Raw genomic sequence first — 25,490 nt, forward strand, 5'->3', positions numbered from 1 at the left:
GCACCGTTGACCTACGCCACCTACGAGACGTTCGTCCGCCGCTACATCACCCCCGGCCTCGGGACGAAGCGGCTCGACCGGCTCCAGTCACGGGACGTGCAGACCTGGATCAACCAGGTGGCCCGCACCTGCCAGTGCTGCGCACAGGGCAAGGACGCCGCCCGACCCAAGGACAAGCGCCGCTGCTGCGCCGTAGGCCGCTGCTGCCAGGCCGTCCCATCGACGCGGACGGTCAGCGACATCCGGGCCGCGCTGCGGGCCGCCCTCACCCACGCCCAGGCCGAAGACCTCATCACCAAGAATCCGGCCGTCGCGGTCACCCTCGCCACCGTTCGCCGCCGGCGGGGCAAGTCATGGTCGGGCGACGAGGCCCGCAAGTTCCTCGAATCGGCCCGGGCCGACGAGGACCCGCTCTACGCCGCCTACGCCCTGGTCCTCGTCACCGGCCTACGCAAGGGCGAGGCACTCGGCCTCACCTGGGAGGACGTCGACCGCGACGCCGGAGAGCTGACCGTCGGCCGCCAACTGCAACGCGTGCGCGGGCAGCTCCTGCACCGCGACACTAAGACCCAGGCGTCCGACGCCACCCTCCCCCTGCCCGACATCTGCCTGACCGCCCTCAAGCTCAGGCAGGAACAGCGGGGCGAGGCCCGAGCAGCCGCCGGCAAGGCGTGGCACGAAACCGACCTCGTATTCACCACCCGCTATGGCACGCCCATCGAGCCGCGCAACTTCCAACGCTCCTGGCAGACGAGATGCGAGAAGGCGAAGGTCACGCCGATTACCGTCCACGACGCCAGGCGGACCTGCGCCACGCTCTTGGCCGACCTGGACGTCCACCCGAGAGTCGCCATGCAGGTGCTCCGGCACGCCAGATTCTCGGTAACGATGGAGATCTACACGCAGGTATCGACGAAGGCGACCCAGAGATGCCCTCAAACGCCTCGGTGACTCACTCGGCCGCTGACGGAACTGCTGTACTTAGCTGCCGTACGACAGCAGAAAGGCCACCTCCCGAAGCCGGGAAGTGGCCTTTGACCTGCGTGGGCGATACTGGGACCGAACCAGTGACCTCTTCGGTGTGAACGTCAATCTCGTATGCTAGCCCGGTTCAAGCAACGCCACGTAGTGCCGTCACGTACGCCCGGCCACGGTCGAATGTCGATAAGTGACGCATGACGCCGAACCTTTCGCTGACTTCTCGCTGACGTCGCGGCCTAACCGCACTGGGCCTCGACCGGGCCTGACTGACGACGGTACTCGCACCGCGAGCAGGCCAGTGCCGGCCCTCAGCACCAGCGCGGCCCCACCCCCCGCCCGCCTTCCGCCTACATCGCATCCGTTCACGATGCACCTTCGTGGGGCAAGCTCTTTGACTCCTTCAGTTGAAAGAACCTCACTCCGGAAGCCTCGTCTATCGTCGCGAGCACCCCACGAAGGCGAAGGTTGCCAGGTGATGGCCAGGAGATCACTACAGAATTAGGGGGCCACACGTCCAGGAGCTCGCACACCCCGTACGACGCGACGACAGACTGTCCGGGTTCGAGCGATTCCAAGATTGAGCGCCGTTCAGCCGCGGGTATTGCCACGGTGAGTACCCCGCGCGGGGCTCTGCCTGTGTTTGCAAGGTGGTCCGCGATGTACCTGGTGTCGTCAATCCTGGACGCCAAGACAAAGCAACGCGCGCCATCTGCCAACTGGCGATCAAGCACGGAATCGAGGGCATGCAAGCGTGGGTCAGGGTCCGGAGAGTTCTCGATTCGATCTAGCAGCGTCCATGCTCTCTGCGAAAGGTCCGAGACGTCCGCTCCGCCCTTGTTTTGGGCACCATCCAAATCGGACCCGGCGGCGGCGAGGTTCATTAGGCTGGCGTGAAGTGCGGGACGGCTGTCGCTACTCAGCGCGAGCGGGAGCTCACGGCGGGATGCATACTCCTGCAACAAGCGGATTATTTCATTTCGCAGCATGCGCTCTTCAACGCTCGATCGGTACTGGACGTCAACCAGGATCGGGTGACCTAGTTCGCGAGCTATGTCTTCCGAAGCGATATTAGCGAGGAGGGGCCAGTCCGACCAGAAGCCCATTGACTGCTGATCGACGAGCGCGATTAAGTATCGGGCGCGGGAGTTCAGCGAATAAACCCGCTCCGGGATGTCTCGCAAGGGATGGTCGTGCACGATCAGCTCAAAATTTAGTTCAGATAGGGCGAGACTGCCGGGGCCGTGAATAGCCCTATGATACGTCGTCAGCAGGACCTGGCCAGTCTGCTCAGGTGACCCCTCCAACAGACGAAAAGCTGCCTCCGTGGAATCAAGGACCGTTACAGCCGTGCGCTCCCGCGCTTTCAGACGGTCGGCCCATTGTTCAACGAGGCCCCTTGTAGGACAAACAACAAGTGTGAGAGCCCCATTAGATGAAACGTCGTCCAGGTACGACTCGATCACTCTCCGGACCCCGCCGCCAGCGACTGAGGCGACAACTCCTGCCCTCGGCCGTGCCGGATCCGTGAGGCGGTCGAGCAACGCCTGCTGATACTCAGCTAACGGCTTCATCGCCCACCGCCTCTGATCAAGACCTTGCGCCTAAGCCAGACAGACACGTCGTGCAGACATTGGATCTCCTGCTCGGACAGATCACCGCGGAAGTGAAATACCTTGTTTCTAATCTCTCGAACGGGCGCCAGAGTGGTGCTTACCAGCTGCCGGTTGTTGCCGAAGCGTAGCCTAAAGAACCTACCGAAGCTGTTGCCGTTAAGCAGAACCGTGAGTAACTCACTTAATGTCAGGTCCTCTAGCCCCACATCCTGCCCGCCCTCTTCGAGTTTTAGAGCAGCTGCCACCGCCGACCGCAATTCCTCTGCAGAGCAGGAAGTGTGCATCAGATCTCGAACCGCTAGCTCGATGCTTTCCAGGAGTACGTAGGGCCGCGTACGACGCCAGAGGAAACGGCTGACATCCGCGGTCGTCACGATCGCTAGCAATCTGTCCTCATCGCCAACCAGAACGGCATTGTCCCGTTCGATAAAGGTAAGGGTGGCGCTCAGCTCATCAGCCGGGCGAACGAAGTTAAGATCTTCGACTAGATCGTCCACTGTGGCACCCAGTGGATCGTCCTGGGGCCTAATGTTGCGCAGATTCGCGGAGAAAGACCTATAGGTAAACGCGCCGACTACGCGCCCGTCCGTCGTCATCACGGGCAGCTGGTCGAAGCGGCGCGACCGCATTAGGCCAAGGGCTTCCCGAACAGGCGTTCCAGCCATCACGGTAACAATATCTTGGTCATCGGGAACGAGTTGACTGACGCGAAGGAACCTGGATTGTTCCAGTTCGTCTCGAATCGCGACGGAGGAACTCGCGCTACCTAGGTTCACCGGAGTCCTCAGGAAGCCCACTGAAAGCACGTCACAACGCCTCGCACCGATGCCGCGATTTTAACCGCAACGGCTACGCCGACAAGGGCGACCACTTCTACACGATCCAATTTCACGAACCCTACGCTTTCCTCGCTCCTGTGGCGCTTATTACACTGAGCTTTCGCCAGTTGATCACATACATCAGTCGCGGAATATGTTCGAGTGGTGCCAGGCGAAGTAAGCGGCGCTCGCCTTCGTGTGAGCGCTGACGGGTCGTCCTTCGAGGTCGGCTAGCTTGTTCGCGATGGCCTTGTACTCTGGCTCGGAAGCGCTCGTGACGATGTGCCCGTTCTCATTGATGCTGATGTAGCCAGCCTCGAAGAGCGCGTCGCAACCGAAGACGCAGGCGAGCATCCCCACGTGTGTCAAGTCTCGGCGTTCCGTGTCCGTGCAGACCGACCGCGGCTTGATGTGCGCTGCCCACAGAAAGCGTGCCGGGTAGGTCTCGCCGCAGATCGCGCAGTCAGCTTCGGACATCGAGCCGAGCAGACGGCGGCGCAGAGCTGGTTGCTCTCCTCGCTGGGTTCCCGCGAACGGCCTTTCAAGGCCGCCTGTGAAGGGATCCGTTGCGACCTTGTCGGTCGGCGGTTGTGGGCCGGCGTCTGACTCAGCCCCGCTACCGGCCCGGAAGCTGACGACGGGAGGACTGCCGGTCGCCTGTGCGTAGGGCAACTGGAGTAGGACGGCTCCGATGAAGGCGCTTCGGTAGCCAATCTGGTCAGGGTGGACGGTGACTGAACCATGTTCCCGCAGGATCTGCAGCGCGTTCTCGACCCAAGCGATCGGTACCGGCTGCCCGGCAGGCGAAGACTCCGTGGCGACGATGACGTTTGGCGGTTGCACCGCGAGGATTCTGTTCGTCTGACCCTTCACGGTGAGCAGAGGCACGCCAATGAGCGCACGGAGCAACTCGACCGCCTCCATCCGCGCTTCGCTCGGCACATAGCTGCCGGAGGCAACGCCCAGCGCTGGAAACCTGTCCCCGAAGGCGGCCGCGAACATCTCCCCGAACGTCTTGCTCACGGAGAAGAGATAGCCCTGCTTGACCTTGCCCGCACGATCGAAAGGCCCAGCCTGCGGCTCCTTAAGTCGCTCATCCAACGGCAGCTCGTCCAACGTAACTGCGTTCGCGGCTTCGCTGTAGGTAGCTCGGACCATCCGTCCGTCGCGGTCCCACACGTCTTCCGGCAGGTCACCCGGCCTGTGGGCATCGACCGCCGCGGCAGCGACCACGCTGAGCGCCCGAACGCCCTTCGCGTAGTGGAGGATCACGTCCCCTGGCCCAACGGCAAGCATCGACTGCCAGTGCAGAGGCTGGATGCCATTCTTCTGCACCTTGGGCGCCCAGAGGATCCCGGCCTTGCGCTCCTGCTGATAGGTCTGGCCCTGGTTGACCCACCAGTAGTTCGCCTGCTGCCCTAGCTTCGCTTCCGCCACGACATCTGGTCTATCGACTCCCGCCAGCGAAGACAAGATGCGTTCGGCCGAGGATCTCCGGCGGCAGGGACACGGTGTGCCCACGCCTACATGACCTTCTGATCCGTAGCTCTGGGCGATGCGATCTCTCATGGCCGCGCCGGACCTAGGACAGCCCCTGGTCGTCGCGTGGTAGCTCGTGCAGCTTGCTCGGTTGCTGCACTCCGTTGCTGTACTGCTGGGTCCTCCTCCGGGTTCGCTCGGTGCCGGCCCGAGCCCGCCGGCCTCTTCGTCCCGAACGCGGGCATGGGGCACCATCACTTGTCGGCCGTTGTCGTCCGGTGCTGCGGGGCGTGGCCATCAGGCTGATCAGCGCCGGGCATCGTCAGCGACTGCCGCCGGTTTCGATGCCTCCGTGCTGCCTTTGCGCCAAAGGTCAGTGCCGTCAGTCGGTTGGAACGCAGGTCGCACAGCGACGTCCTACTATGGCCGAGCATCGCCAGCGTCAACGAGCCCCTAGGACGGACATTGCGCAACTTCACCTGGGAGGAGTGGGCCGGACCTATCGATAAGGCGGCAGTAACCGCTCTCGGGCAACCCGTGCTGCCGTGGGCTGTTGACGAGCTGCGAGGCCTCTTCGGTGAGTCATGGCTGGCTGACAGCGCGGCCAGAAACCAGACCATCCCACTGCTGCATCTGGACTGGTACCCCCTGACCAATCCACGTGCGGTCGTGCGAGTGCTGGAGTTCGCGGCGCGAGTCGCTCTAGTCAAACAGCAAGAGGGCGCCGAAGCGCTGCTCGCCCAAGCGGGTGAGATCCGATCCAACAGAGAGAGCGCCCTCCGCGAGTTTCAGCATCTGCTGCTCGGGCTTGAGGTCGCAGCTTTCGCCGTCATGGACGGCTGGAAGGTCAGTTACGAGCAGCAGCTCCCCTCCGGCCGGAAGCCTGATTTGTGGCTGAGCCGAAACGGCTTGAACTACTTGATCGAGATAACGATCATCGGCTTCGACCGTGACTTTCGGTCAACCGAAGACTGGACGGACCGCCTACGGCGGACTCTCCAGGTGCTGGAGCTACGGCACGAGGTCGAGACCATCGCCCAGCTTGACGAGGTGCTGAGTGAGGCAGAGACCGAACAGTGGATCCTGAACATTGCCGCCGCGGCCCTCGCTACGGGCGAGGATGGAAAGCAGCGCACCGTGCGGGCCGGCGAAGGCTCCGTGCAGGTCTTCGCAAAGGGCGAGCGACCCTCCGGACCAATCCTGACCGGCCCGGCCCTGGCAAACGACGCGTGGTTGCGCGTGGCGACCCGGCTAGCCAGCAAAATCAAGCAAACCTCGGGCGGCCCGCCTGCCTGGCTGCGCATTGATGACGTCGGAACCCTGTTCCGCCTCACCGACTGGAGCGTTCGCCCGCTTGCTCAACGTCTACATGATCTATCCCTGAACATCGGTGTCGCGCTGGCCGACGCGCCCCACGTCCGCGGCGTCATCCTCTCGGGGGGATTCGGATACGCCGCGAGCGGTGCCGCTGGCGAGACCGCCTGGCAAGACGTGGGAAGGCTCTTAGGCCAACCGCCCCAGACCCAAGCCAGTCGACAGCAACTCGCGCACGGTCCGGCAGCACTCCGTCGGATACTCCCCGGGCGACGGCAGCGCCTCGCCTTCGTGATGCCCACCCGGCAAGCCCACCTCGTGCTCCCAGCCGGAACCGGGCTCGAACCTGGCCTGTGGTACAGCGAGGAAGCCTCTTGGCTAGACATGGCCCTTCGCCGCCTAGGTCATCCACCGCTGGCTGCAATCATCCGTGAGCCATCTGGTCCGTAGCTCCGGGCGATGCGATCTCCTGCGGCTGCCCCCAGCGTCGGTTGACTCCTGGCCGTCGCGTGGTAGCCCTTGCGGCTCGATCGGTTGCTGTACTTCGTTGCTGTACCGCTGTTGTGCACCCGCTGTAGGCATCCGATCGTGTGACGGCGGAGCTGGCAGCGAGCGGTGTCGGCGGGAGCAACGGTCGAAAACGCGACGGCGGTACGACATGACGATCGCGGAGTCGAGCGAGCTGAACCGCCGTCATGGACCAGGTCGTCGCTCGTCCTGCCTAGCTTCTGTCGACAGGGCCGGTTCGTGCAGCTGGCATGCGTGCCTGGACGGTCGATAGCCTGGCCACTCAAATTGAGGATGCCAGCACCAAGACGGACTTGCTAACGTGAAATGCCGTTCCGGCAGTGGAATCCTGAGACGATTGGTAAGTCATGGCCGAATCCGACAGTCCAACCTCCTCGCCAGAGCTGATTGACCCTAGCTGGTGGGACTCCGTAGTAGAGGCCAGCGACGACTCTAGCGTCAGCTCGATGTCGTTCCGCTTTCAAGCAGCGGCGCGGGAGGTCGAAGTCGGGGAGTTCAAGCGGCTGGTCCTCGATGCGCTGGCAATCGCAACTTCGCCTATGCTGGTGCCCGACAATTGGATCGATCCTTTCGCTCCTGTGATTCAGACCCGTACTCACCGTTCGGCCATGCCATCGGATCTAACGGCTAAGCAGTTGGGCGTACTCGCAAGCTTGGCGCCCCTCGTAGAGCATGCGGGGCTCCGTGCGCGCGTGGCCGACATCGCCTGGACTTATGGTGATCGCAGAGACGGCGCTCTGCTGACTACAGCCATCGATGCGTATCGCGAGAGTCCGCTGGAGGCATCGTCGTGGTATCACGGCGGCGAGGAGTCCTGGCGGCGCGCTTTGGAGTTAGGGCTACGGAGAGGAAAGGCAGAGCATCGACGCGTCGAGGAAATGAGCGAGGCGCTCAAGACGCAAATCCTAGCCGCAAGCGTTAATGACTCGTTCCTGACCGTACAAATTTCGGCTCTCCTTCTTGGCATACGCGTCCTGAATCCCAACGATATGCGTTCGATAGCAGACCACTGCCAGTCTTTAGCTGGAGACGCCGCAGGTAATGGAAACCAGCGTTTGGCGCGAGCGCTCAACCGGCAAGCTGCTAGTTGGTATAAGCGCATCGCTGATGCGGAAGCCGCCAACCAGTGCCAAGCTGCGGTGGCGGAAGCCTATGCTGCAGAGGCGAAGCAGCGACTCTCCGGTGAGTCGCCCAGTGCCATGGTTGCCAGCCACTTCTTTGAGAAGGCGGTAGCCACGCTTATCTCCCTGCCCAATAAGTATCGGACGGCCGCAGGTCTTGATACTCGACTGGCCGAGTTGCGTAAGTTGTTGGAGGAGAACCGCCTAAACTCCCTTGACGAGATGGTCGCGATCGAGGGTGAGAGCGTCGATCTCACGGACTACATCGAGAGTGCACGTGCGGCCGTCCGGGGTGCCGAACCGCTTGAAGCCCTTGCGCGCCTCGGCAGCATCCACTCGATCGTTGATCCTGAGCAAGTTTTTGTCTCGGCTACGGAGCGGGTCCGTGGCAGCATTGCGCGGATCTTCAGTAGCTCTACTTTCGCGCACGATGGCCGTAAGGTTGCCTCCAACGCCGGAAGTTCACCTGTCGACGAGTCATCTGGCAGCCAAGTAGTTACGGATCCGGATGCGGTGGAGCCGGCGATATGGTCCGAGGTAATGCGAGAGTTGGATATCCGGGCCCAGGTCGCAAGTCAAGGCCGAATCTTGCCCGCGCACGCAATGATCACTATGGAGCACCGATACAGTAGGTCCAATCTTCTGGAAATATGTCAAGAGTGTCCATTCGTTCCTGCAAGACAGGAGGCACTGTGGACTCTAGGCCTATGGCACGGCCTTAATGGCGATTTTGCTTCAGCCGCCTTTGTTCTAGTCCCTCAGCTTGAACAATTGGTGCGTCAGGGGTTGAAGCGGAACGGTGTCTATACGTTACTTGTTGATGAAATGGGGGTGGAGACTGAGAAGGGGCTATCGGCGCTTCTGAGGATGCCCGAGGCGATTCATTTTCTCGGGCCTGGCCTAGCCCTTGAGCTACGCGCCCTGCTTTGCGAGCAACAGGGTCCGAACCTCCGGAACAATTTGGCTCATGGCCTTGCAACCGACGCGGAGGCCTGGAGCCATAGCTCGGTATACGCTTGGTGGCTGTGCCTCCGTATCGTCGCTCACTCGGTGTTCCAGATGCGAGCGCAAGGAGTGATGTCAGGGGGGAGCAAAGACTTGGACTCTGACCGGCGTAGTGAGCAAGTTCAGGAGGAGCGGACAGACGAAAGAGCCCCGGGCGTCTCCGGTGAGGTGGAGGATGCAGGTGCTCAGCGGTCGGGGGACGAGAGTAGCTGAGGCAACCACTACTCGTGCTACGGAAACAATGGCGGGAACACCGGTTCCCTGTAAATCCGTCGCGAAAGCTACAGAGGTGCGAATTCTCTACCCGCCACCAGGTGCAGAGACGGCCCCGTGAGCTGCGGAAGCGCACACCGGGGCCGTTCTCGTTGTGTCCAGCGGAGTCCAGCCTGGTCCGGCGTTCCACGAGCCTCCGCGGGACCATAGCGGGAACGCGATAACGGGACGACGCTGTGCCGCCCAGTAGCTCGCTGCCTCGCGGGCACTGCCTTGCAAAGATCAAGACTGCCCGTTACTGTCGCTGACCTGCCCGCCGTGTCGCCTACCGTCGATCCCGGGATCATGGCCGTCGGCGGGGTTGGCTGTACAAAAGGCTGTACATCCAGCCTCCGATCCTTGAGACCGCTGTCGGACCCTAGACCTACTCTGATCGCCATGGCTGGACACCGCGGCAGCGTGTCAGAACGGATCAAGCGTGCCCTGTTCGGGATGAGCCGGGGTCATTGCTACACACCTGGTTGCACCGTTCGGGTGCTCGTCATCGAACGAGGTCAGCCCATCTTCGTCGGCGAGATTGCCCACATCGTAGCGGCTGAACCCGACGGCCCCCGCGGCGGCGAACCGTGCTCCAACACCGAGGCCTTCTCGAACCTCTTGGTCCTATGCGGCGAACACCACAAGATCATTGACAACCGTACGACTTGGGCGCACTACCCGTCCAGGTTGTTGCGTGAATGGAAGAAGGATCGCGAGAAGGACTTCGATGCTGAGGCCCTCCGCTTTCTAGAACGTACGGGGCCGATCAGTGAGAAGCTGCCCGGATTGCTACTCGATTCATTCAAGCAGACCATGCATGAACTCAGCCAGACAGTGGACAGGCTAGAGGACGCTGGCCAAATTGCGCACGGAGCCGCAGAACTTCTTCGTGAAGCGGTGGAGCGTCTGCCCTCCCCGGACAGCGAGCTTCATCACTCAGCACAACTTCTAGCCTACTTTGCCGAGACAGTGCCTGATTTATCATACTCAGCACAACAGCTTGGGCTTTTTGCGGAAACCGTATCCGGCAATACACTTCTAGCCGCAGCCGAGGCGTTCGAACACTTTGCCAACTTTGACGTTACCAGCCGACTGGAGACGGCGGTTGGTGACTTAAGGCAGGCAACAGCCGAAATCCCGAACGTCGGGGCGCTGCGTGAAATCGCACAGGAGTTCCCTCGGGCAGAGGAATATCGTGCAGCCTTCACCGAACGTCCAGCGCCATTCCAACGCTCTCCTCAACCAACCCGCCCCCTTAGCCCTCAACCAGCAAGACCCGCAGTCAGGTCGACCGCCCAGAGCAAGCCACGACTAAAGCGCCTCGCCGGTACACTTGTTGCTGGAATCTTGATTGGCAGCATTGGCGTGGCTTGGGCCATGAATAGCAGCAGAAGAAGCATGGAGGAAGAGCGACAGGCTTGTACAGGCCCTTCCGTGCCTGCGAAGTTCACTGTGACTCGTACAGTCGAGGTAGACGCGACACCCTCGCTTTCCCCCTCACCCTTCGTCTGTGAGACCTGGTATCCGCAACCGATAACCCGGCCTACGAAGCGGTAGGACTACCACCAATCCAGTCAGCGAATGTGGCGCCGGGAGGTAGGGCGTACCTGAACGACCAACCCGGCCCCTCTTTTCGCATATTTATCACGAAAGGTGGTTCCTGGTAGGTGAAGTCCTCCTCAGTGCCGGTGGCAGCGACCCAAACATCCTCGATCCCTCCCAGCGGCCCTGGCTTGTATCGCGCTTTGACCGGCTTCACACGCTCAAATCGCAGTTCAGCCCTCACATAATGAGTTATCTTTCTGGATATCTGCAGGATCGCATCACGGGTTTTGTCCTCTCGCTTCGAGAAGCTGTCGAACTTCTCCCGGTCGCCCATGATATGAGTTAGACAAGCACTACGCAAAAAGGTCCAAGTGCCTAGAGTGGCTAACCATATCGAATAGAGCGTCCACACGTCTTTTGACGCATACGCACGGAGTTTTGCCTCGAAGTTCTTCCAGTCTTTCGAATGCGGGTCCTGTCGGAGAATGGAGACGACTTCTCCGGACAGGGCCTTGTCTCGCATCCCGGCGGCGGCAGGGCGGGTTGATGGGTCCTGCTTGTCAAGCCTGACGAGCAGCTCGATGTAGATCTCGTTCCGCTTCTCCCATAAGCTCAGCCTCAAATCCTTTTCAACCGTATCGCGGGACGACTTTCGACTTGCCACAACTGCCGCCACTGCAACGATTGCCGTAAGTAATGAGGATGCCAACGGAACAAGCACTGCCAATAAGCTCTGCTGAGACGGACTGAGCGACATCATCCTCATTCCCTCAAGTCATTGGTCAGGGGAAGCCCTGTATCCTAATCTCAAGTGAGCCACCCGCCTTTGAAAGACCACGCGCCTTTCGGCTGGCGTCGGTCAGAGCCGCTGACCTGCTCGACCAGCCTGCCGGCGTAGCTTGCCCTCCGCGCTCGATCGGTTTCTATAGATCGCTACTGTGCGGCGAGCCTTATCTAAGGGCTGCCCGGAGGGACTTTTCCGCCTCGCTACGAGCGGCGTCACGCGAATCTCTTGTTTTGTCTGGGAAGTCCACGTTCTTGCATGCCTCGAAGTACGCGTCACACTCCGACGTCGCCTCAGGCATCAGCAGCCGGACCGTTGAGAGTGCGGTGTGGCCGTCCGCCCAGGGGGACTTCGTGGCCTCAACAGCCGCGTTGTACTTTGCGAGATACTGCTGGTAGACGGTGTCTCCTTGACTGCGGCTGTTGTCAAGGCTGTCGGCGGCAGTCAGGCGCCCCGACTCTGCCCGCCAGAGGCGCTCCGCCGCCCCCATAAAGTCGGCCGACGCCTGAATCTTCCGGTCGAGCAGTCGCATATCGCGCTCATGCTTCTGCCGCCGGCCTTCTCTCAACCAGTCGACAATGCCCTTGAGCACGATGGCACCGATGGCACCGATGAGGCCGGCTCCGATCTGACTCCAGTCCATACGTGAGCACGGTAGTCCTGGCTTGCCAGCGCTCGCGCCCCTGCCATCCCGTCTGCCGCCGACCCACACTCCGTGGAGCGGGCCAGGGCCAGGGTGACAAGGTGGAGCGCCCTACGGGACGTACGACCTTGTCGCCCTGGCCCTGGTCTGCTCGGCTTGCCTGGGTCGGTGGCTGGCGGGATGGCATCCCACCTCAACCACCCACGGCCGGAACCGTTCGGCAACTCCATCCTGGAGTCGTCTGGCCCCCGCCGGAGGCAGCCCTAACCCCAACCCCCCCCGCTCCTCTCCCTCACCTTCCCCCTTCCCCACCTCGGACCCGTGAGCGGCCGACGGATTCCGTTCGGCAACTCACCCCGAGACCGCAGACCAGTCCGCAGTGAGACGTCACGAGCCTGGATAAGACCGGCAGGGAGACGTTGTCGTCCTGGTCCCGGTCATCTCCGGGACTCGTCACCGGGTCACCTCACTGACCCAGGGGTGACGCGCGGGGCGGGGCGTGGGGTTCGGGCCGGCTGACTTTCCGCCCCGGCGCCCGTGGGCGCCGGGGCGGCGGCTCCGCAGGAGCCGGTTGCCGCGCCCCGGCCCGCGCCGCGCGGAGCGGCCTTGATCTAGTACAGGCCAATTCGGCAACAGATCACCGGAAGCGCTCCGAGTCGACCAAGCCGGCACGAGCACAACTCCACCCCGGCCATCGCCGTCCGGTGTCGCCTCCGAGGATCGCTGTGGCTCATCCGCGCGTGACGCTGGCTGCCTCGTCGGCTCCGCTCGTGGCCGCGCTGCCACCCTTCTCCTTCATCGGCCCCGCGCGGTTCGCTCCCCGGCCTGTCCGCTCGGGCTCGCCTCCCCTTTCACGCCATCCGCCACTGCCGGCTTAGAACGCTTGTACGATCATCGCGTGGGCAAGGAGCTGGTGACGCGCTGGTGGAATAACAGCTGGGTCGGCTGACCCGGCGTGACGTGTGGCTCGCCCGCGAGGTCCGGTGGTACGTCGTCGCCAGGGCTGGCGACTCCGAGACAGGCAAGGTGCTCCGCTGGGAGTTCGACACCGAGGACAACGCGCCGCGCGGAGCCCCCGCCACTTACAAGACGACGGGGGGCTGCGCGGCCTGCCGGGTCAGCACGATCGTTGGGGTCAGCTCACCTCGACGATCTTGCAGCTTCCGGACGTCGTCGGGACATCCAAAATGGTCGACTCTTCGCCGCGCACCGTGTCTCCCGGCGCCACGTTTCGCACGTACGACGTTGTCGTGTCCAGACGGGCGCCAGCCGAGTCCCGATACTCAATCTTGAGGGTGGCGCTGCGAGTCTGGTCCCCGATGTTCTTCACGGAGAACCCAACCTTCGCGACCGAGCCGAACACCTCGCACGAGGTGACCCGAACCTCCATCTTGGAGACGGCGGCCCTGTCCCCCCTGTCCCCGATCACCGCGACCAAGACCAAGGGCGTGCACAGCACGAACACGACCACCAGTGCGAGCGAGCCGAAGACGATGGTCAGGATCCCGCCCGTGGAAGACCAGAAACTCTTCCTCTTCGGCGGGACAGGCGCGGGATAGAAGGGCATCGGCCCGGCTGGTGGGTACGGCGGCGGCCCGCCGGTCGTTGGACCGTACTGAGGCGGCCCACTCGGCGGGTATACCGGCGGGCCGCCGGAAGTGGGGGTGTACTGCGGCGGCGGGTATGGGCTCATCGGCTGCACTGGCTGAGTCGGCGGCTGCGACGGATCCAAGGGACCGTGGGTCATTCGAGCACCGTACTTTGAGTAGCTAGATAGCGACGGCCGGGTGCAGCTCTATCAGCGCGACTGGGCAGGTAGATGTGTCCGTCCTGGTTGACCAAGGACACCCGCGTGGGGGTCGCCCGACCCCTGGGGGTCGCCGGAGGGCGGAGTTTCGGCCGGGACAGCGAGGGTCTGGTGATCACGCAGGAAACGTGATCACCCCACCCCCCTCCGTATCGGACGCTTTCGCGCGAGCGCGAAGCCGATTCGGCAAGAGATCACCGACAGGTCCGCGCGAGCCAAGAGCAGCACGACACACCACCGCCCGACACCTTCCAACGTCGGCAACGGCGCAACGGAGACCGGCCCGAGCGTCCGACCGGCTAGTACGGCAGCCGGCCCGGATCAGCACCAGGTCCGCCGCTAGAAGTAGCGGTTGCCAGGACGAAGGGGATTGCCAGCTGACTTCACCGGGCACATCGCCTTCACCGAATGAGACGACCGGTAGGAGTTCTCATGCCGCAAGCGCTCACCTGGATAGCTGGTTGGCCCTGCATCGCGCTGGGCCTGCTGTTCATGCTCATGGGAGTGCGGCTACGACGCGAGGAACGGCGCCAGCGCCGACGCTTACTGCCTGGACAGCCGTTCAGCGGACGTGAAGTGCTATGGGAGGGCGTAGCGGTTGCCCTGCTCGGAACCGGCAACCTGCTCGGCGGCCGGTGGGTGTTGCTGACCCTTCCTGCGATGGCCGTGATGACCCTGCTGTTCGTGCGGCTCATCGCACGTTGGGCCAGAAGTCCGTCACGACGATCGGACTGATGGGAGCCGCACCACGTGTGGCTTCGCCCAACCTGGCATGAGTCGCTTTGCCCTGGGATTCCCTCCTCTTCCTTCTGCCGCTGCGAGAGGATGCGGGCATGCTTCGTCCGCCTCGCGCGCTTCTGCTGGACTTCGGTGGCGTCCTGGTCGACGCGCCACCGCAACCGCCGGCCCCGCCGGAGCTGGTGCAGCGAGTGTCCCAACTCGTAGACGGAGCGGTGTCCCGCGAGCAGATCGCTCGGGACATCGGCGAGGGTGCGCGTGCGTATGCCCTCTGGCGCGACGACGTTGGCAAGGCGGCTCAACCCGTCGAGCTGTCGCACGCTCAGGTGTGGGCAGATTTCGTGACCCGGTCCTGGCCTCAGGAGGCCCGCGATGCCGTCGAGCGGGAAGCAACCCCGCTGGCGTACGCCTGGACCTGGCGACAGCAATGGGCCGTACGTCCCGGCATCCCGGAGGCGTTACACGCCGCCGCCGACGCGGGACTACCAATGGCGGTGGTCAGCAACACGCTCTCCGGCGCCGCGCACCGGGACTACCTCGCCGCGGCAGGGCTCTCCGGGCTGCTCGCAGCCGAGTTCTACAGCGACGAGGCGGGGCCGCGAAAGCCGAACCCGGAGCTGGCGCACATGGCCGCCCGCTGCCTTGGAGTCCCGATCGGGGACTGCTGGTTCGTCGGAGACAGCCTCAAACGTGACATCGTCTGCGCTCGTCGGGCGGGTGCCGGTGCGGCGATCCTGATGCGGTCACCTCGTACCGATCGCGAATCCGCCCTCCCCCACGTCGAACCGGACGCGAGGATCGAGGACGGTCACGGGCTGCTCGCCTTGTTACGTCAGGCCTGGGGAACTGCCGCCCGCTCGTCGGCCAGGACGTGACGGTGGATCTGCTCGGCTGCGGCACGCGGGGAAACGTCAGCGGTGTTCAGAGTCAGGTCACTGTCGGGTAGCGGTTCAGTGGCATCCCAGGCACGAAGCCTGGCGTCGGTATCGCCGGTGCCTCGCGAGATGATTCGCTGCTTCGCAACCCCCCTTGGGCACCACAGGTAGACCACGAACCAGCGGGCGGCCGAAACGGCCGCGGTGACAGCGTCGACAGCCGGCCGCTGCCCAAGGTGTACGACAGGCATCCCCGTCGTCAGTCCTTGCAGGAGCGACGGCCTGTCAACCACGTAGAGCGCGTCATACCTGTGGTTCTCCCAGACAATCTCGTCGTTCGCTCGTAGCGCGTTGACGGTCGCCTCATCGGCCATCCGGTAGCCGGCGGTGCGGCCCGGCCCCACCTTCAGGCGCGGGTACAGCGTGTACCGGGCATCGAGCTCGTGCAGGGCGCTGGTGATGGTGTCCTTACCAGCGGCGGGTGGCCCGTAGAGCCCGGACTTCACCGCTCTGCCGCTCGGGCTGCGCGAGGACCTGGCCGTCTACTGCCTGCGGCTGCTCGCGACCCATGTCCTGATCGGTGGGGCGACGCGGATGGGCAAGGGCTCGGTCATCTGGTCCCTGCTGCGCGCCCTCGCTGCTGGCATCCGCTCGGGCCTGGTGCGAGTGTGGGCGATCGACCCGAAGGGCGGGATGGAGCTGGCCATCGGCGGTCCGCTGTTCTCCCGCTACGTCGATGACGACTGGTCGCGCATGGCCGACATGCTCGACGACGCCGTGACCCGGATGCGTGCCCGGCAACGGGTGCTGCGCGGGAAGGTCCGGGTGCACAGCCCAACTGTGGATGAGCCGTTGATCGTCATCGTGATTGACGAGCTGGCCACGCTGCTGGCATTCCTGCCCGACAGCGAGATCCGCAACCGCATCACCCAGAGCCTGGGTGTGCTGCTGTCGCAGGGCGCCGGCCTCGGCGTCCTGGTCGTGGCCGCCACGCAGGACCCGCGCAAGGAAGTCGTGACGGTCCGGGACTACTTCCCGACCCGTATCGCCCTCGGGCTGACCGAACGTGGCCACGTCGACCTGCTCCTAGGCGACGGTGCCCGCGACCGCGGTGCCCTGGCCGACCACATCCCGCTGTCGGCCAAGGGCGTCGCCTACGTCCTGCTCGACGGCCAGCCGGAACCGGCCCGCGTCCGCTTCTCCTACATCGATGACGACCTGATCCGCGAGATGGCCGCCACCTTCGCCGCTCCGCCCGAGGTTCAGCCCGAACCGGTCAAGCCCTCGGTCCCGGTGAAGCCGGCTCGCACCAACGGCAACGGTCGGCACACCTACCGGCCGACCCCGCCCCGGCAGGCCGCGCCGCTGCTGCCGCCGTCGCTGCTCAACGCCCTGGACCTCGACGCACCTACGAACGGAGGCGACCCCCGATGACCGCCAACGAGCTGCCCGAGGGCACGCCGGCCCGGATGCCCTACGCCGACGAACCCGACCCGGTGCAGGAGCCGCGCCGCTTCTACCGGCTGCGCGCCCCGCACGTCGACAAAGCCTCGGTGCCGGTCACGGTCCGCGTCACCCCGGACGCCGACCTCTACGTGGCCGTCGGGTCCGGACGGCGCCGCATGTACCTCACCCCGAACGAGGCGTGGGCGCTGTGGCGCTGCCTGTCCGAAGCGGTCGCCTCGACTGGCGAGCCGCCGGAGTGGATCCGCGTGCACATCACCCCCACCCACCGCTGACCTCCCCCGCTTGGAGCTTGCGCGATGCGTACCCGTCGACTCACCCGCCGGCCCATTCGGCGCACCTGCCTCGACCTCGCCCACACCGACCCCGACCAGCAGTGCCCCTACTGCGCCCCCGACACCGACGCCGCCAAAATCCTCGACACCGCCCTGCGGCAGCACGTCGAGATCGCCGCCGAGGACGCCGAAGCGTGGGGGTGGGCAGCGTGAAGCGGGCCTCCGATCGGCTGGAAGCCGTCGCCCTCGTCCTGATCCTCCTGGCCGTGGGCGGCATGGCCGGCGCCGCGTGGTTCACCCACGTCAAGGACTGGACCATGGACCACGCCCCGGCCGGAACCGGGCAGTGGTTCGGCTGGTCCAACGCCGTCATCTCCGAACTGACCCCGGCCGCCGCGCTGCTGGTCATCCGCCGTCGCCGCCGCCTCGACCCGCACGCCCCGGTGCTCTACCCGCTGTCGATCCTCGTCGCCGCGGTGGCCCTGTCCCTGGCCGCGCAGATCGCCGTCGCGGAGGACAGCTTCTCGTCCCGACTGCTGTCCTCGGTGCCCGCGCTGGCATTCCTCGCCCTGTCCAAGCTCATCCTGTCCGCCACGGCGAAGACGCCCAACCCGGCTTCGGTCCGGCCGTCGCCGTCCGCCGCCGTCGACCTGGACGACACCGACCGGCCTACCAATCCCGCCCCGGTCTTCGTCCCGCCGGCACCCACCGTCCCGACCCCGGCCCCCGCTGCCCCGGTGGCGGTCCGCTCGGCCCTCGTCTCGTCCGTCGTCCAGACACCCCGCAACGGTCAGGTCTTCGCCTCGGAGGTGACCCGATGACCCGCACCCAACTCGCCCGCGTCCAAACCCGCCGCCCCGCCCTCGTCGCGCGCCGGATCGTCGGCACCCCGGCCGAGGTCGCCGCCACGGTCGCCCTGGTCCGTGACTCCGGTCGCCTGGTGGCGATGACCGCGCCCCGGCAGCTCCCTGGTGACTCTCGCGTCACGGTCACGGTCCGGTTCCTCGACACCGGCCGCCCGGCCCCGGCTCCGATCCGCCGGCTGCGCCGTGGCCGCGTCGTCGCCGCCGTCGCCGTTCCGACCGTGGGTGCCGTCGCGGTGGCGGGCTACCTCGCCGCCGTGCAGCTCGTCCAGGCGGTGCGGGCCGCGTTTCCCCTCATCGCGGGTGTCGTCCTGGTCCTGGTCGTCATCGTGCTGCTGCGGCGCCGCTCTGGCCGGTGCTGCCCCGGTCTGCACTGCCCTGGCTGCGGCCACTGACCGCCATGGCTGGCTGGCCCACCTACTGCGCCCGCTGCGGTGGGTCAGCCGTCGCCCTGGTCGAAGCCGGCCGCCCCGGCAGCGGCCATTACCGCGCCGAAACCACCTGCCACCGCCACACCCGCGCCGCCCATCGCTGGGCCAGTGCGATCGGCCCGACCCGCACCACCCCGATCGGTGACACGCAACCCGCCCTGTTCGAGCTTCCGGAGGTGACCCGTTGACCGCCCCGACCCTGCCCGGCCTCGCCGCCGAACCCGCCCCGGCGACCGTCCCGCCGGCGGCGGGCTCGCGTGCTGCCCGCCTCGCGCTGCCGATGTCACGGCAGGTGTTGAAGGAGATGGCCGCTGAGTACGGCGTCTGCATCCGACCCGTGACCCTGCGCCGCACCGACCTCGCCACCGGACAGACGGAAGTGATCGACCTGCCGTGCGGCACCACCCGCGAGGACAAGTGCCCGCCCTGCGCGCAGCGTGCCCGCCGGCTGCGACAGACCCAGATCCGGGAAGGCTGGCACCGCACCGACGAACCCGCCCCCGCACCAGACCCGGCCACCGACGCTCAACGGGAATTGATCCTGCTGCGGGCGCACCTGGAGTTCGCCCGCGACGAAGCCCAACGCTCCGCCCAGTTCGATCAAGTGCCCGGCATCGACCAGGCGATCGCCGAGGTTGAGGAAGCCATCGCCGCCGAGGGCCTACGCGGGCAGGTCGCCCCACCCCACGACGGGGAAGGCTCCGAGGGCGGCCGCCGGAAGCGGTCGACCCGCCGCCGGCAGGACGCCCCGGACCTGCCGCGTAAGAAGGTGGAGCGGCGCACGGTCGGCCGGGTCTACACCGCCCCGGACGGCACCGAACACCGCCCGTCCATGTGGCTGTCGCTCACCCTCGACTCCTACGGCCGGGTCCTGCCCGACGGCACCCCGGTCGACCCCGACTCGTACGACTACCGGCGAGCCGCATGGGATGCGGTGCACTTCGCGCGGCTACTCGACCGGTTCTGGCAGAACCTGCGCCGCTGCGTCGGCTGGAACGTCCAGTACGCCGGCTGCGTCGAGCCCCAACGCCGCTTGGCGCCGCACGCGCACTTCGCCATCCGGGGCACCATCCCCCGCGCCGTGCTGCGGCAGGTCGCCGCCGCCACCTACCACCAGGTGTGGTGGCCGCCCGCTGACGAGCTGGTCTACGAGCTGGAGCACCCGCCGGTATGGGACGACAGCCGCGGTACATGGGTCGACCCCGACAGCCGGGAGCCGTTGCCGTCGTGGGCTGACGCCCTGGACCTGGTCGACGCCGACCCCGACGCCCAACCCGCCCACGTCGTCACGTTCGGGCGGCAGGTCCACGCCGAGGGCGTCACCCCCGGCACCGTCCACGCGCAGCGGACCATCGGCTACATCACGAAGTACATCACCAAGAGCGCCGCCGACTGCCACAAGGCAGACACCGACCGGCAGCGGGATCACCTCGACCGGCTCTGGCACCAACTCCGAATCACGCCATGCAACGAGCGGTGCGCTAACTGGCTGCTGTACGGCGTCCAGCCGAAGAAGGCACATGGACGGCTGCAAGCCGGGCGCTGCAAGGGCAAGGTCCACCAGCGGGCCACCCTCGGCATCGGCGGACGACGCATCCTCGTCTCCCGCGACTGGTCCGGCAAGACGCTCGCTGACCACCGGGCTGACGCTCGGGCGTGGGTCCGCAACCTCCTCGGCGTCACCACCGGCACCGACGATGCCTACCCCGTCGACCAGGACGCCCCGCCCGCCTACGCCTGGGAACTCGCCCGGCCGGATGACCCGGACATCCCACCCCTGCAACACCGGCTCCTGCGCGCCCTGTCCCAACGGGCGCAGTGGAGGGCAGCACTGCTCGCCGCGCGGGACCGCGCCGCCACCACCGACACCAGCACCGTCCAGTCCGCTAGCCACTGACCTGGAGGAACCCTGCAATGGACCGCCCTGTCGTCTCCCTCACCACCCGGCCCCGCCCCGCCACCACCGACGCCGACGTCCCCGGCCGGCTGCTCCGCATGGCCGACAACCGGGCTGTCTACTCCGTCCGCGAGGTCGCCCGGCTGCTCTCCCTCTCCCTCGGCAGCACCTACGCCCTGGTGCGCGACGGCGAGATACCCGCCCGCAAGCTCGGTGGCCGCTGGGTCATCCCCAAGAAGCGATTCCACGCCTGGCTCGACGAGTGCACCGAGCAGGCCGACGGTCCGGAGGGCTGGGCCTGATGGGACACGTCGTCAAGACGCCCGCGGGTACTTTCCGCGCCAACTGGCGTGACGCGAGCGGCCGGCAGAAGGCCAAGACGTTCCCGACGCGACGGCAGGCCGCGGCCTTCCTCGCCGAGACGGAAACCGCCATCGCCCGGCGGGTACGTCGACCCGCACGCCGGACGTCTGCTGTTCGGGAAGTACGCGGAACGGTGGCGGGAGTCCCGCAACGATGAGCTGACCACGAGGGCGCGGGACGCCTCAATCCTGCGGACGCACGTCCTCCCCCGCTGGTCAGACGTTCCGCTGTCGCGAATCGATCACCTCGCGGTGCAGTCCTGGGTGGCGGAGCTGGGCGCACGTCGATCGCCCGCCACGGTGGCGGAGCGCTACCGGCTGCTGTCGGCCGTCCTCCGCGCCGCCGTCCGTGACCGGCTCATCGGCGCCAACCCGTGTGAGGGCGTCAAGGTGCCATCGCGACGCAAGAAGGACACCGACGGGCACGTACTGTCCCGCGCGGATCTGGTCGCTCGGCTCCTACCGGCCGTCCCCGACCGGTATCGCGCCCTGGTCGCGCTGGCCGGCGGCACCGGTCTGCGCTGGGGTGAGTGCACCGGACTCCGCTGGGAATCGCTCGACCTGGACCGGAAGACGGTCGAGGTCGTCCGGGTCGCCGTCGAGGTGGCGGGCACCGTCACGATCAAGCCCTACCCGAAGTCGCGGGCGGGCCGGCGTACCGTCCCGGTGCCGGACTTCGCAGTCGACCTGCTGACGGCCCATCGTGAGGCGTTTCCCGCCGGCCCCCGCGCTGAGGTGTTCACCAACTCGTCCGCCGGTCCGCTGCGCCGGACGCTGTTCCGGGCTCGGGTGTGGCGGCCGTCGCTGGTCCGGGCCGGGTTGCTCGGGACCGTCAGCCGGGTGGGTCACTTCACCTGGCGGGCGGCCTGGGTCGACGTGGAGGGCGTCGAGTGCACGGCAGAGTTCCCCACCGAACGGGATGCGGTCGCGCACGTGGCGAAGATGGCGCCAGGCGGACTCCGCTTCCACGACCTGCGGCACTCGTACGCCACGGAGCTGGTGTCCCGGGGAGTGCCGGTCAACGACGTCCAGGCGGTGATGGGCCACGAGAAGCCGTCGACGACGTTGAACCTCTACACCCACCGGTCGGACGGGCGGGATCAACGCATCCGCGACGCGTTCGCTGACGATCCGCTGACGCCCAACGACACCTGACGATGGAATCAGCAAGAGCCACCCTCTTCCGAGGGTGGCTCTTCTGCGTTACTTCGGTGGTGGGCGATACTGGGATCGAACCAGTGACCTCTTCGGTGTGAACGAAGCGCTCTCCCGCTGAGCTAATCGCCCTCAGCGCGCATGACTCTACCTGATCGAGCCACCGGACCAAAAACCCGGGGTCCGCGCGCCTTGGAGAGGCGTCAGTGCGTCGCCAGGTAGTGCGCCAACCGCGCCACGAGGTCGATCCCCAGGCTGTACTTGAGCGACAGCCAGACCACCACGGCCACGAAGACGAGGCCGACGGCCCCGAGGATGAACCGCACTCCCAGCGACCGGGTGGTGACCCATCGCGTCCAGGCTTGGACGTGTCGGCGGGTGAAGGCGAGCAGTCGTCGCGCCCAGTGGAACTCCACCGCCCAGATGGCCAGTCCGGCGATCACGATCAGCCAGCCCGGCCCGGGCAGCGGGATGAGCGCGATGCCGAGGGTGACCACCAGCGCCCCGGCGATCGAAATGAAGATCTTGAGGGTGATCCGCCCGGTGGGGTTGGACCGGATCAGGTCCAGGGTCGTCCGGACCCGCTTGCGCCACCCGGACGGTCGCCGCTCGGCCACCGCGACGCCACCCCGTCCGCCGCCGCCCGCCGATCGCGAGCCGGCCTCGCCGCGGGCGGATCCACCGCGACGGGAAGAACCGCCGGGACCGGAAGGGCCGCCGGCGCCGCGACCCGACGAAGCACCCGTCGGGGCGCCCGACGAACCGGCCGGAGACGCCCCGGACGTCGGCCGTCCGTCCCTGCCGGGCTGATCCATCGGCACGCCGTTCCCCCGCCTTTCGGCTGCTCGGGCCCCTACTTTCGGTGAGTCGGCCGCGCGCCCCGCATCCACTGAGGATCGGTTCGTGACCATTTCACCCCCCAGTGTCGCCCCGGCCCGTCACTCCTGCAGACCACTGGACGTTACCGGAGTAAGTCGACGACTGAGCCACCCGACTTCGGGCGGGATCACGCACTGGGCAGAACCGGAAATCCTACAAGAATCTTCACATTCTCGAGGCGTTTCCGAACCCCTTCCCACCACTGGGTGAAGTCAGCGTATGGCGGAGCGTAGCCAGGAGTAGCACCTGAGTATGGGAAAAGCGGGACACGCGCGTTCCGCAGCGGTGCCGGGGGGAGAACGTCCATGAGTGTCATCCGACCGACGACCGTAGAGGTCGAGACGTCGCTAAGGCTCGTCGCGCCTGACGCCACCGCCTTGCCGGTGCGTGCCAGCCTGCGTTACGACCCTGCTGACCCGTATGCGGTCCATGTCCTGTTCCACGCCGAATCCGCCGGTGGCGAGGCCGTCAGCTGGTCCTTCGCCCGTGAGCTGCTGGTGACCGGTCTCGACGAGCCGGCCGGCATCGGCGACGTCCGGGTGTGGCCCTGGGCCACACCGCGCGGCGACTTCGTCGCGCTGGCGCTGTCGTCCCCGGACGGCAACGCCCTGTTCGAGGTGCCGCGCAGCGTGCTCGTGCGCTTCCTGCGCCGGACCTACGTCGTCGTCCCGCGCGGTCGCGAGGCCGAGCACCTGGACGTCGACACGGCGGTGAACCGGCTGCTCGCCGGTCGCTGACCACGCTCGTCGAAGGAGCCGCGCGGATCTGCCGAGTCCGCGCGGCTCCGGCTACCCACGCCGGGGTACGCCCTCAGCCGTGCGTCGTGAGCCCACCGTCCACCGGGATCACCGCGCCGGTCAGGTAGGCGCCCGCCCGCGACGCCAGGTAGATCGCCGTGCCAGCCATGTCCTCGGGCCGGCCGATCCGGCCCAGCGGGACCTGTCCGGCGATGGCCGCCCGCGACGCCGGGTCGTCCAGCGCGAACGCCATCATTCTGCTCTCGAACGGGCCGGGCGCGATCGCGTTGACCGTGATGTGTTCGCCGGCGAGCTGGTGGGCCAGGGTCCGGGTGAGCATGTGCACGGCCGCCTTGGTGGCCGAGTAGGCGTACACCTCCATGAACGGCACCCGGAGGCCGTCGACCGAGCCGATGTTGATCACGCGGGCCGGGTCGTCCGCGCCTGCCGCGGCGCGCAGCGCCGGCAGCAGCGCGGTGGTGAGCCGGAAGACGGCCTTGACGTTGATCGCCCAGAGCTTGTCGAACGCGGCCTCGGGATACTGCTCCAGCGGTGCGCCCCAGGTCGCGCCGGCGTTGTTGACCAGCACGTCGAGCCGGTCGGTGCGCTCCCGCACGGCAGCGGCGAGCGCCTCGGCTCCGGCGTCGTGGCCGAGGTCGGCCGGGATCGCCTCGCAGTGCCCCTCGGCCGACAGCTCCTTGGCCACCGACTCGCAGACGTCGGCCTTGCGGGACGAGATGATCACGCGCGCGCCGGCCTGCACGAAGCCCCGGGCGATCATCAGCCCGATTCCCCGCGACCCGCCGGTGACCAGGATCGTCTTGCCGTCGACCGAGAACAGATCCGTCATGCCCGTCCCATCACCCGCCGAAGCCCTACCGCTCGGTAACCTAGCCCCACCCGCGGAGCCGGACAACCGTGGGCGGGACCGGAGTCCCGTGGCCGGGATGCGACCGACCGGACGTCCGGTTACCGTCGCAGGTGATGGTCCCTTCCGGTCAGCTCTCCCCGGCAACCCGTCCCGACCTGCCCGAAACCGAGATCGACATCCTCGAGCTCGGCGACCTCGCTCCGGGCGCGGGGTGGCGTCGACCCGTGCTGCTCGACGCCGACGTGCTCGTGCTGGTCACCGGCGGGCACGGCACCGCGGAACTCGACTTCCGTCCGCGGCCCTGCCGCCCCGGCACGCTGCTGCACGCCGGCCCGGGCCAGGTGCTGCGCTGCACCGCGCAGCTCGACGCCACGGTCATCCGGTGGCACGGCGACGCGCTGCGCGGCCTGGACGTCGACCCCGAGTCCGTCCCGGCCCACCACCAGCTCGCCGGCGAGGACGAGGACGCGGTGATCAACGAGGTGAGCCAGCTGGTGGTGGACCACCGTCGGCACCGCGCCGACCCGGCCGCGCACCCGCTGCTGCGCCACCAGCTCGCCGTGCTGCTGCTGCGGCTGGCCCTGCTCCCCGACCCGTACCGGGACGGCGCCGGGCGCGAGAGCAACGGGCGGAACAGCGACGGCGCCGAGTCGCAGCGCGCCGAGCTGGTCACCTTCCACCGGTTCTGCCGGGAGGTCGAGCACGGCTACCAGCAGACCCGCCGGGTCGAGGACTACGCCGCCCGGATGGGCTGCTCCGTGCGTACCCTGACCCGGGCCTGCCTGGCGGTCACCGGCCGCAGCGCCAAGCAGGTGGTCGACGAGCGGGTCGCGTTGCAGGCCAGCCGGCTGCTCGCGGCGACCGACGAGCCGGTGGCCCGGATCGGTCGCAGGCTCGGCTTCCCGGAGCCGACCAACTTCGGTCGCTTCTTCACCCGGGAGGTCGGGGTCAGCCCCGGGGCGTTCCGCGCGGCCCGCGAGCAACCACTGCCCCGGGTGGTACGGCCACGCCGGCCCGCCGACCCGCCGGTCGACCCCGGCCGGGCATGATGGC

The 25,490-nt window shown here is 66.6% G+C and carries 22 protein-coding genes, 1 tRNA gene and 2 pseudogenes; 16 read left to right on the forward strand and 9 right to left on the reverse strand.

Annotation, left to right across the window (positions count from 1 at the left end; all coding sequences use genetic code 11):
* Positions 1–967: pseudogene (locus V6U81_RS05745) on the forward strand (tyrosine-type recombinase/integrase); the annotation flags it as partial.
* 1,581 nt (positions 968–2,548) lie between these two features.
* On the opposite strand, the gene V6U81_RS05750 reads toward V6U81_RS05745, so the two are convergent.
* Both V6U81_RS05750 and V6U81_RS05755 read right to left on the reverse strand, forming a co-directional pair.
* Positions 2,549–3,391, reverse strand: a complete 843-nt coding sequence (locus V6U81_RS05750) for a CBS domain-containing protein (protein WP_334485211.1) — start codon at positions 3,389–3,391, stop codon at positions 2,549–2,551.
* 162 nt (positions 3,392–3,553) lie between these two features.
* Positions 3,554–4,849 (reverse strand): HNH endonuclease signature motif containing protein, encoded by a 1,296-nt coding sequence (locus tag V6U81_RS05755; RefSeq protein WP_334485213.1) that lies wholly within the window; start codon positions 4,847–4,849, stop codon positions 3,554–3,556.
* 507 nt (positions 4,850–5,356) lie between these two features.
* Between V6U81_RS05755 and V6U81_RS05760 the strand changes: the two genes are divergently transcribed.
* From V6U81_RS05760 to V6U81_RS05770, 3 genes are all read left to right on the forward strand, one after another.
* Entirely contained in the window at positions 5,357–6,655 is a 1,299-nt protein-coding gene (locus tag V6U81_RS05760) for a hypothetical protein (RefSeq protein ID WP_334485215.1), read from the forward strand.
* 425 nt (positions 6,656–7,080) lie between these two features.
* Positions 7,081–9,072, forward strand: coding sequence for a DUF4209 domain-containing protein (locus V6U81_RS05765; protein WP_420883979.1), 1,992 nt, complete (start codon positions 7,081–7,083; stop codon positions 9,070–9,072).
* A 459-nt stretch (positions 9,073–9,531) separates the two neighbouring features.
* Positions 9,532–10,668, forward strand: coding sequence for a hypothetical protein (locus V6U81_RS05770; protein ID WP_334485219.1), 1,137 nt, complete (start codon positions 9,532–9,534; stop codon positions 10,666–10,668).
* On the opposite strand, the gene V6U81_RS05775 is transcribed toward V6U81_RS05770, so the two are convergent.
* The 3 genes from V6U81_RS05775 to V6U81_RS05785 form a co-directional block, all read right to left on the reverse strand.
* Positions 10,655–11,416, reverse strand: coding sequence for a hypothetical protein (locus V6U81_RS05775; protein WP_334485221.1), 762 nt, complete (start codon positions 11,414–11,416; stop codon positions 10,655–10,657). The genes V6U81_RS05770 and V6U81_RS05775 overlap by 14 nt on opposite strands.
* A 190-nt stretch (positions 11,417–11,606) precedes the next feature.
* Positions 11,607–12,083, reverse strand: a complete 477-nt coding sequence (locus tag V6U81_RS05780; RefSeq protein WP_334485223.1) for a hypothetical protein — start codon at positions 12,081–12,083, stop codon at positions 11,607–11,609.
* A gap of 1,135 nt (positions 12,084–13,218) precedes the next feature.
* Positions 13,219–13,650, reverse strand: a complete 432-nt coding sequence (locus tag V6U81_RS05785; protein WP_334485225.1) for an FxLYD domain-containing protein — start codon at positions 13,648–13,650, stop codon at positions 13,219–13,221.
* Positions 13,651–14,322: 672 nt separating this feature from the next.
* Here V6U81_RS05785 and V6U81_RS05790 point away from each other — a divergent pair.
* Together V6U81_RS05790 and V6U81_RS05795 are read left to right on the forward strand one after the other, a co-directional pair.
* Complete coding sequence (locus V6U81_RS05790; RefSeq protein WP_334485227.1) at positions 14,323–14,625, forward strand: hypothetical protein; 303 nt, start codon at positions 14,323–14,325, stop codon at positions 14,623–14,625.
* A gap of 98 nt (positions 14,626–14,723) precedes the next feature.
* Positions 14,724–15,503 carry an HAD family hydrolase gene (locus tag V6U81_RS05795; protein ID WP_334485541.1) on the forward strand — a complete coding sequence of 260 codons (780 nt, stop codon included), beginning with the start codon at positions 14,724–14,726 and terminating at the stop codon, positions 15,501–15,503.
* Here V6U81_RS05795 and V6U81_RS05800 read toward each other — a convergent pair.
* Complete coding sequence (locus V6U81_RS05800; RefSeq protein WP_334485229.1) at positions 15,461–16,009, reverse strand: kinase; 549 nt, start codon at positions 16,007–16,009, stop codon at positions 15,461–15,463. The genes V6U81_RS05795 and V6U81_RS05800 overlap by 43 nt on opposite strands.
* Here V6U81_RS05800 and V6U81_RS05805 point away from each other — a divergent pair.
* The 8 genes and pseudogenes from V6U81_RS05805 to V6U81_RS05840 all read left to right on the forward strand — a co-directional run.
* Positions 15,999–16,937 (forward strand): annotated as a pseudogene (locus V6U81_RS05805) (type IV secretory system conjugative DNA transfer family protein); the annotation flags it as partial. The gene V6U81_RS05800 and the pseudogene V6U81_RS05805 overlap by 11 nt on opposite strands.
* Entirely contained in the window at positions 16,934–17,242 is a 309-nt protein-coding gene (locus V6U81_RS05810; RefSeq protein WP_334485231.1) for a spread protein, read from the forward strand. The pseudogene V6U81_RS05805 and the gene V6U81_RS05810, both read left to right, overlap by 4 nt.
* Before the next feature lie 24 nt (positions 17,243–17,266).
* A complete protein-coding gene (locus V6U81_RS05815; protein ID WP_334485233.1) occupies positions 17,267–17,455 on the forward strand; it encodes a hypothetical protein in 189 nt (62 codons plus the stop codon).
* The gene (locus tag V6U81_RS05820; RefSeq protein ID WP_334485235.1) at positions 17,452–18,063 is read left to right on the forward strand and encodes a hypothetical protein; all 612 of its coding nucleotides are present in this window, start codon (positions 17,452–17,454) and stop codon (positions 18,061–18,063) included. Before V6U81_RS05815 ends, V6U81_RS05820 begins: the two co-directional genes overlap by 4 nt.
* Complete coding sequence (locus tag V6U81_RS05825) at positions 18,060–18,500, forward strand: hypothetical protein (protein WP_334485237.1); 441 nt, start codon at positions 18,060–18,062, stop codon at positions 18,498–18,500. The genes V6U81_RS05820 and V6U81_RS05825 overlap by 4 nt, the downstream gene beginning before the upstream one ends.
* A 220-nt stretch (positions 18,501–18,720) precedes the next feature.
* Positions 18,721–20,433 carry a replication initiator gene (locus tag V6U81_RS05830; RefSeq protein WP_334485239.1) on the forward strand — a complete coding sequence of 571 codons (1,713 nt, stop codon included), beginning with the start codon at positions 18,721–18,723 and terminating at the stop codon, positions 20,431–20,433.
* Between the two features lie 17 nt (positions 20,434–20,450).
* Positions 20,451–20,735 (forward strand): helix-turn-helix domain-containing protein, encoded by a 285-nt coding sequence (locus tag V6U81_RS05835; protein ID WP_334485241.1) that lies wholly within the window; start codon positions 20,451–20,453, stop codon positions 20,733–20,735.
* Between the two features lie 312 nt (positions 20,736–21,047).
* Positions 21,048–21,950: a tyrosine-type recombinase/integrase gene (locus tag V6U81_RS05840; protein ID WP_334485243.1), complete on the forward strand. Its 903-nt coding sequence runs from the start codon at positions 21,048–21,050 to the stop codon at positions 21,948–21,950.
* Between the two features lie 57 nt (positions 21,951–22,007).
* Here the strand turns inward: V6U81_RS05840 and V6U81_RS05845 are convergent.
* Both V6U81_RS05845 and V6U81_RS29125 read right to left on the reverse strand, forming a co-directional pair.
* Positions 22,008–22,082, reverse strand: a tRNA-Val gene (locus V6U81_RS05845).
* A 71-nt stretch (positions 22,083–22,153) separates the two neighbouring features.
* Positions 22,154–22,861, reverse strand: a complete 708-nt coding sequence (locus tag V6U81_RS29125) for a TIGR02611 family protein (protein WP_420883980.1) — start codon at positions 22,859–22,861, stop codon at positions 22,154–22,156.
* 273 nt (positions 22,862–23,134) lie between these two features.
* On the opposite strand from V6U81_RS29125, the gene V6U81_RS05855 reads away from it, so the two are divergent.
* Positions 23,135–23,566 (forward strand): SsgA family sporulation/cell division regulator, encoded by a 432-nt coding sequence (locus V6U81_RS05855; RefSeq protein WP_007457244.1) that lies wholly within the window; start codon positions 23,135–23,137, stop codon positions 23,564–23,566.
* A gap of 73 nt (positions 23,567–23,639) precedes the next feature.
* Here the strand turns inward: V6U81_RS05855 and V6U81_RS05860 are convergent, their stop codons facing one another.
* On the reverse strand, positions 23,640–24,416 hold the full coding sequence (locus V6U81_RS05860; protein ID WP_334485247.1) for a glucose 1-dehydrogenase: 777 nt from the start codon (positions 24,414–24,416) through the stop codon (positions 23,640–23,642).
* 134 nt (positions 24,417–24,550) lie between these two features.
* Here V6U81_RS05860 and V6U81_RS05865 point away from each other — a divergent pair, with 134 nt between their 5' ends.
* Positions 24,551–25,486: a helix-turn-helix transcriptional regulator gene (locus tag V6U81_RS05865; protein WP_334485249.1), complete on the forward strand. Its 936-nt coding sequence runs from the start codon at positions 24,551–24,553 to the stop codon at positions 25,484–25,486.
* Positions 25,487–25,490 lie beyond the last annotated feature (4 nt).

The organism is Micromonospora lacuserhaii (assembly GCF_036902735.1).
GTDB lineage: Bacteria > Actinomycetota > Actinomycetes > Mycobacteriales > Micromonosporaceae > Micromonospora.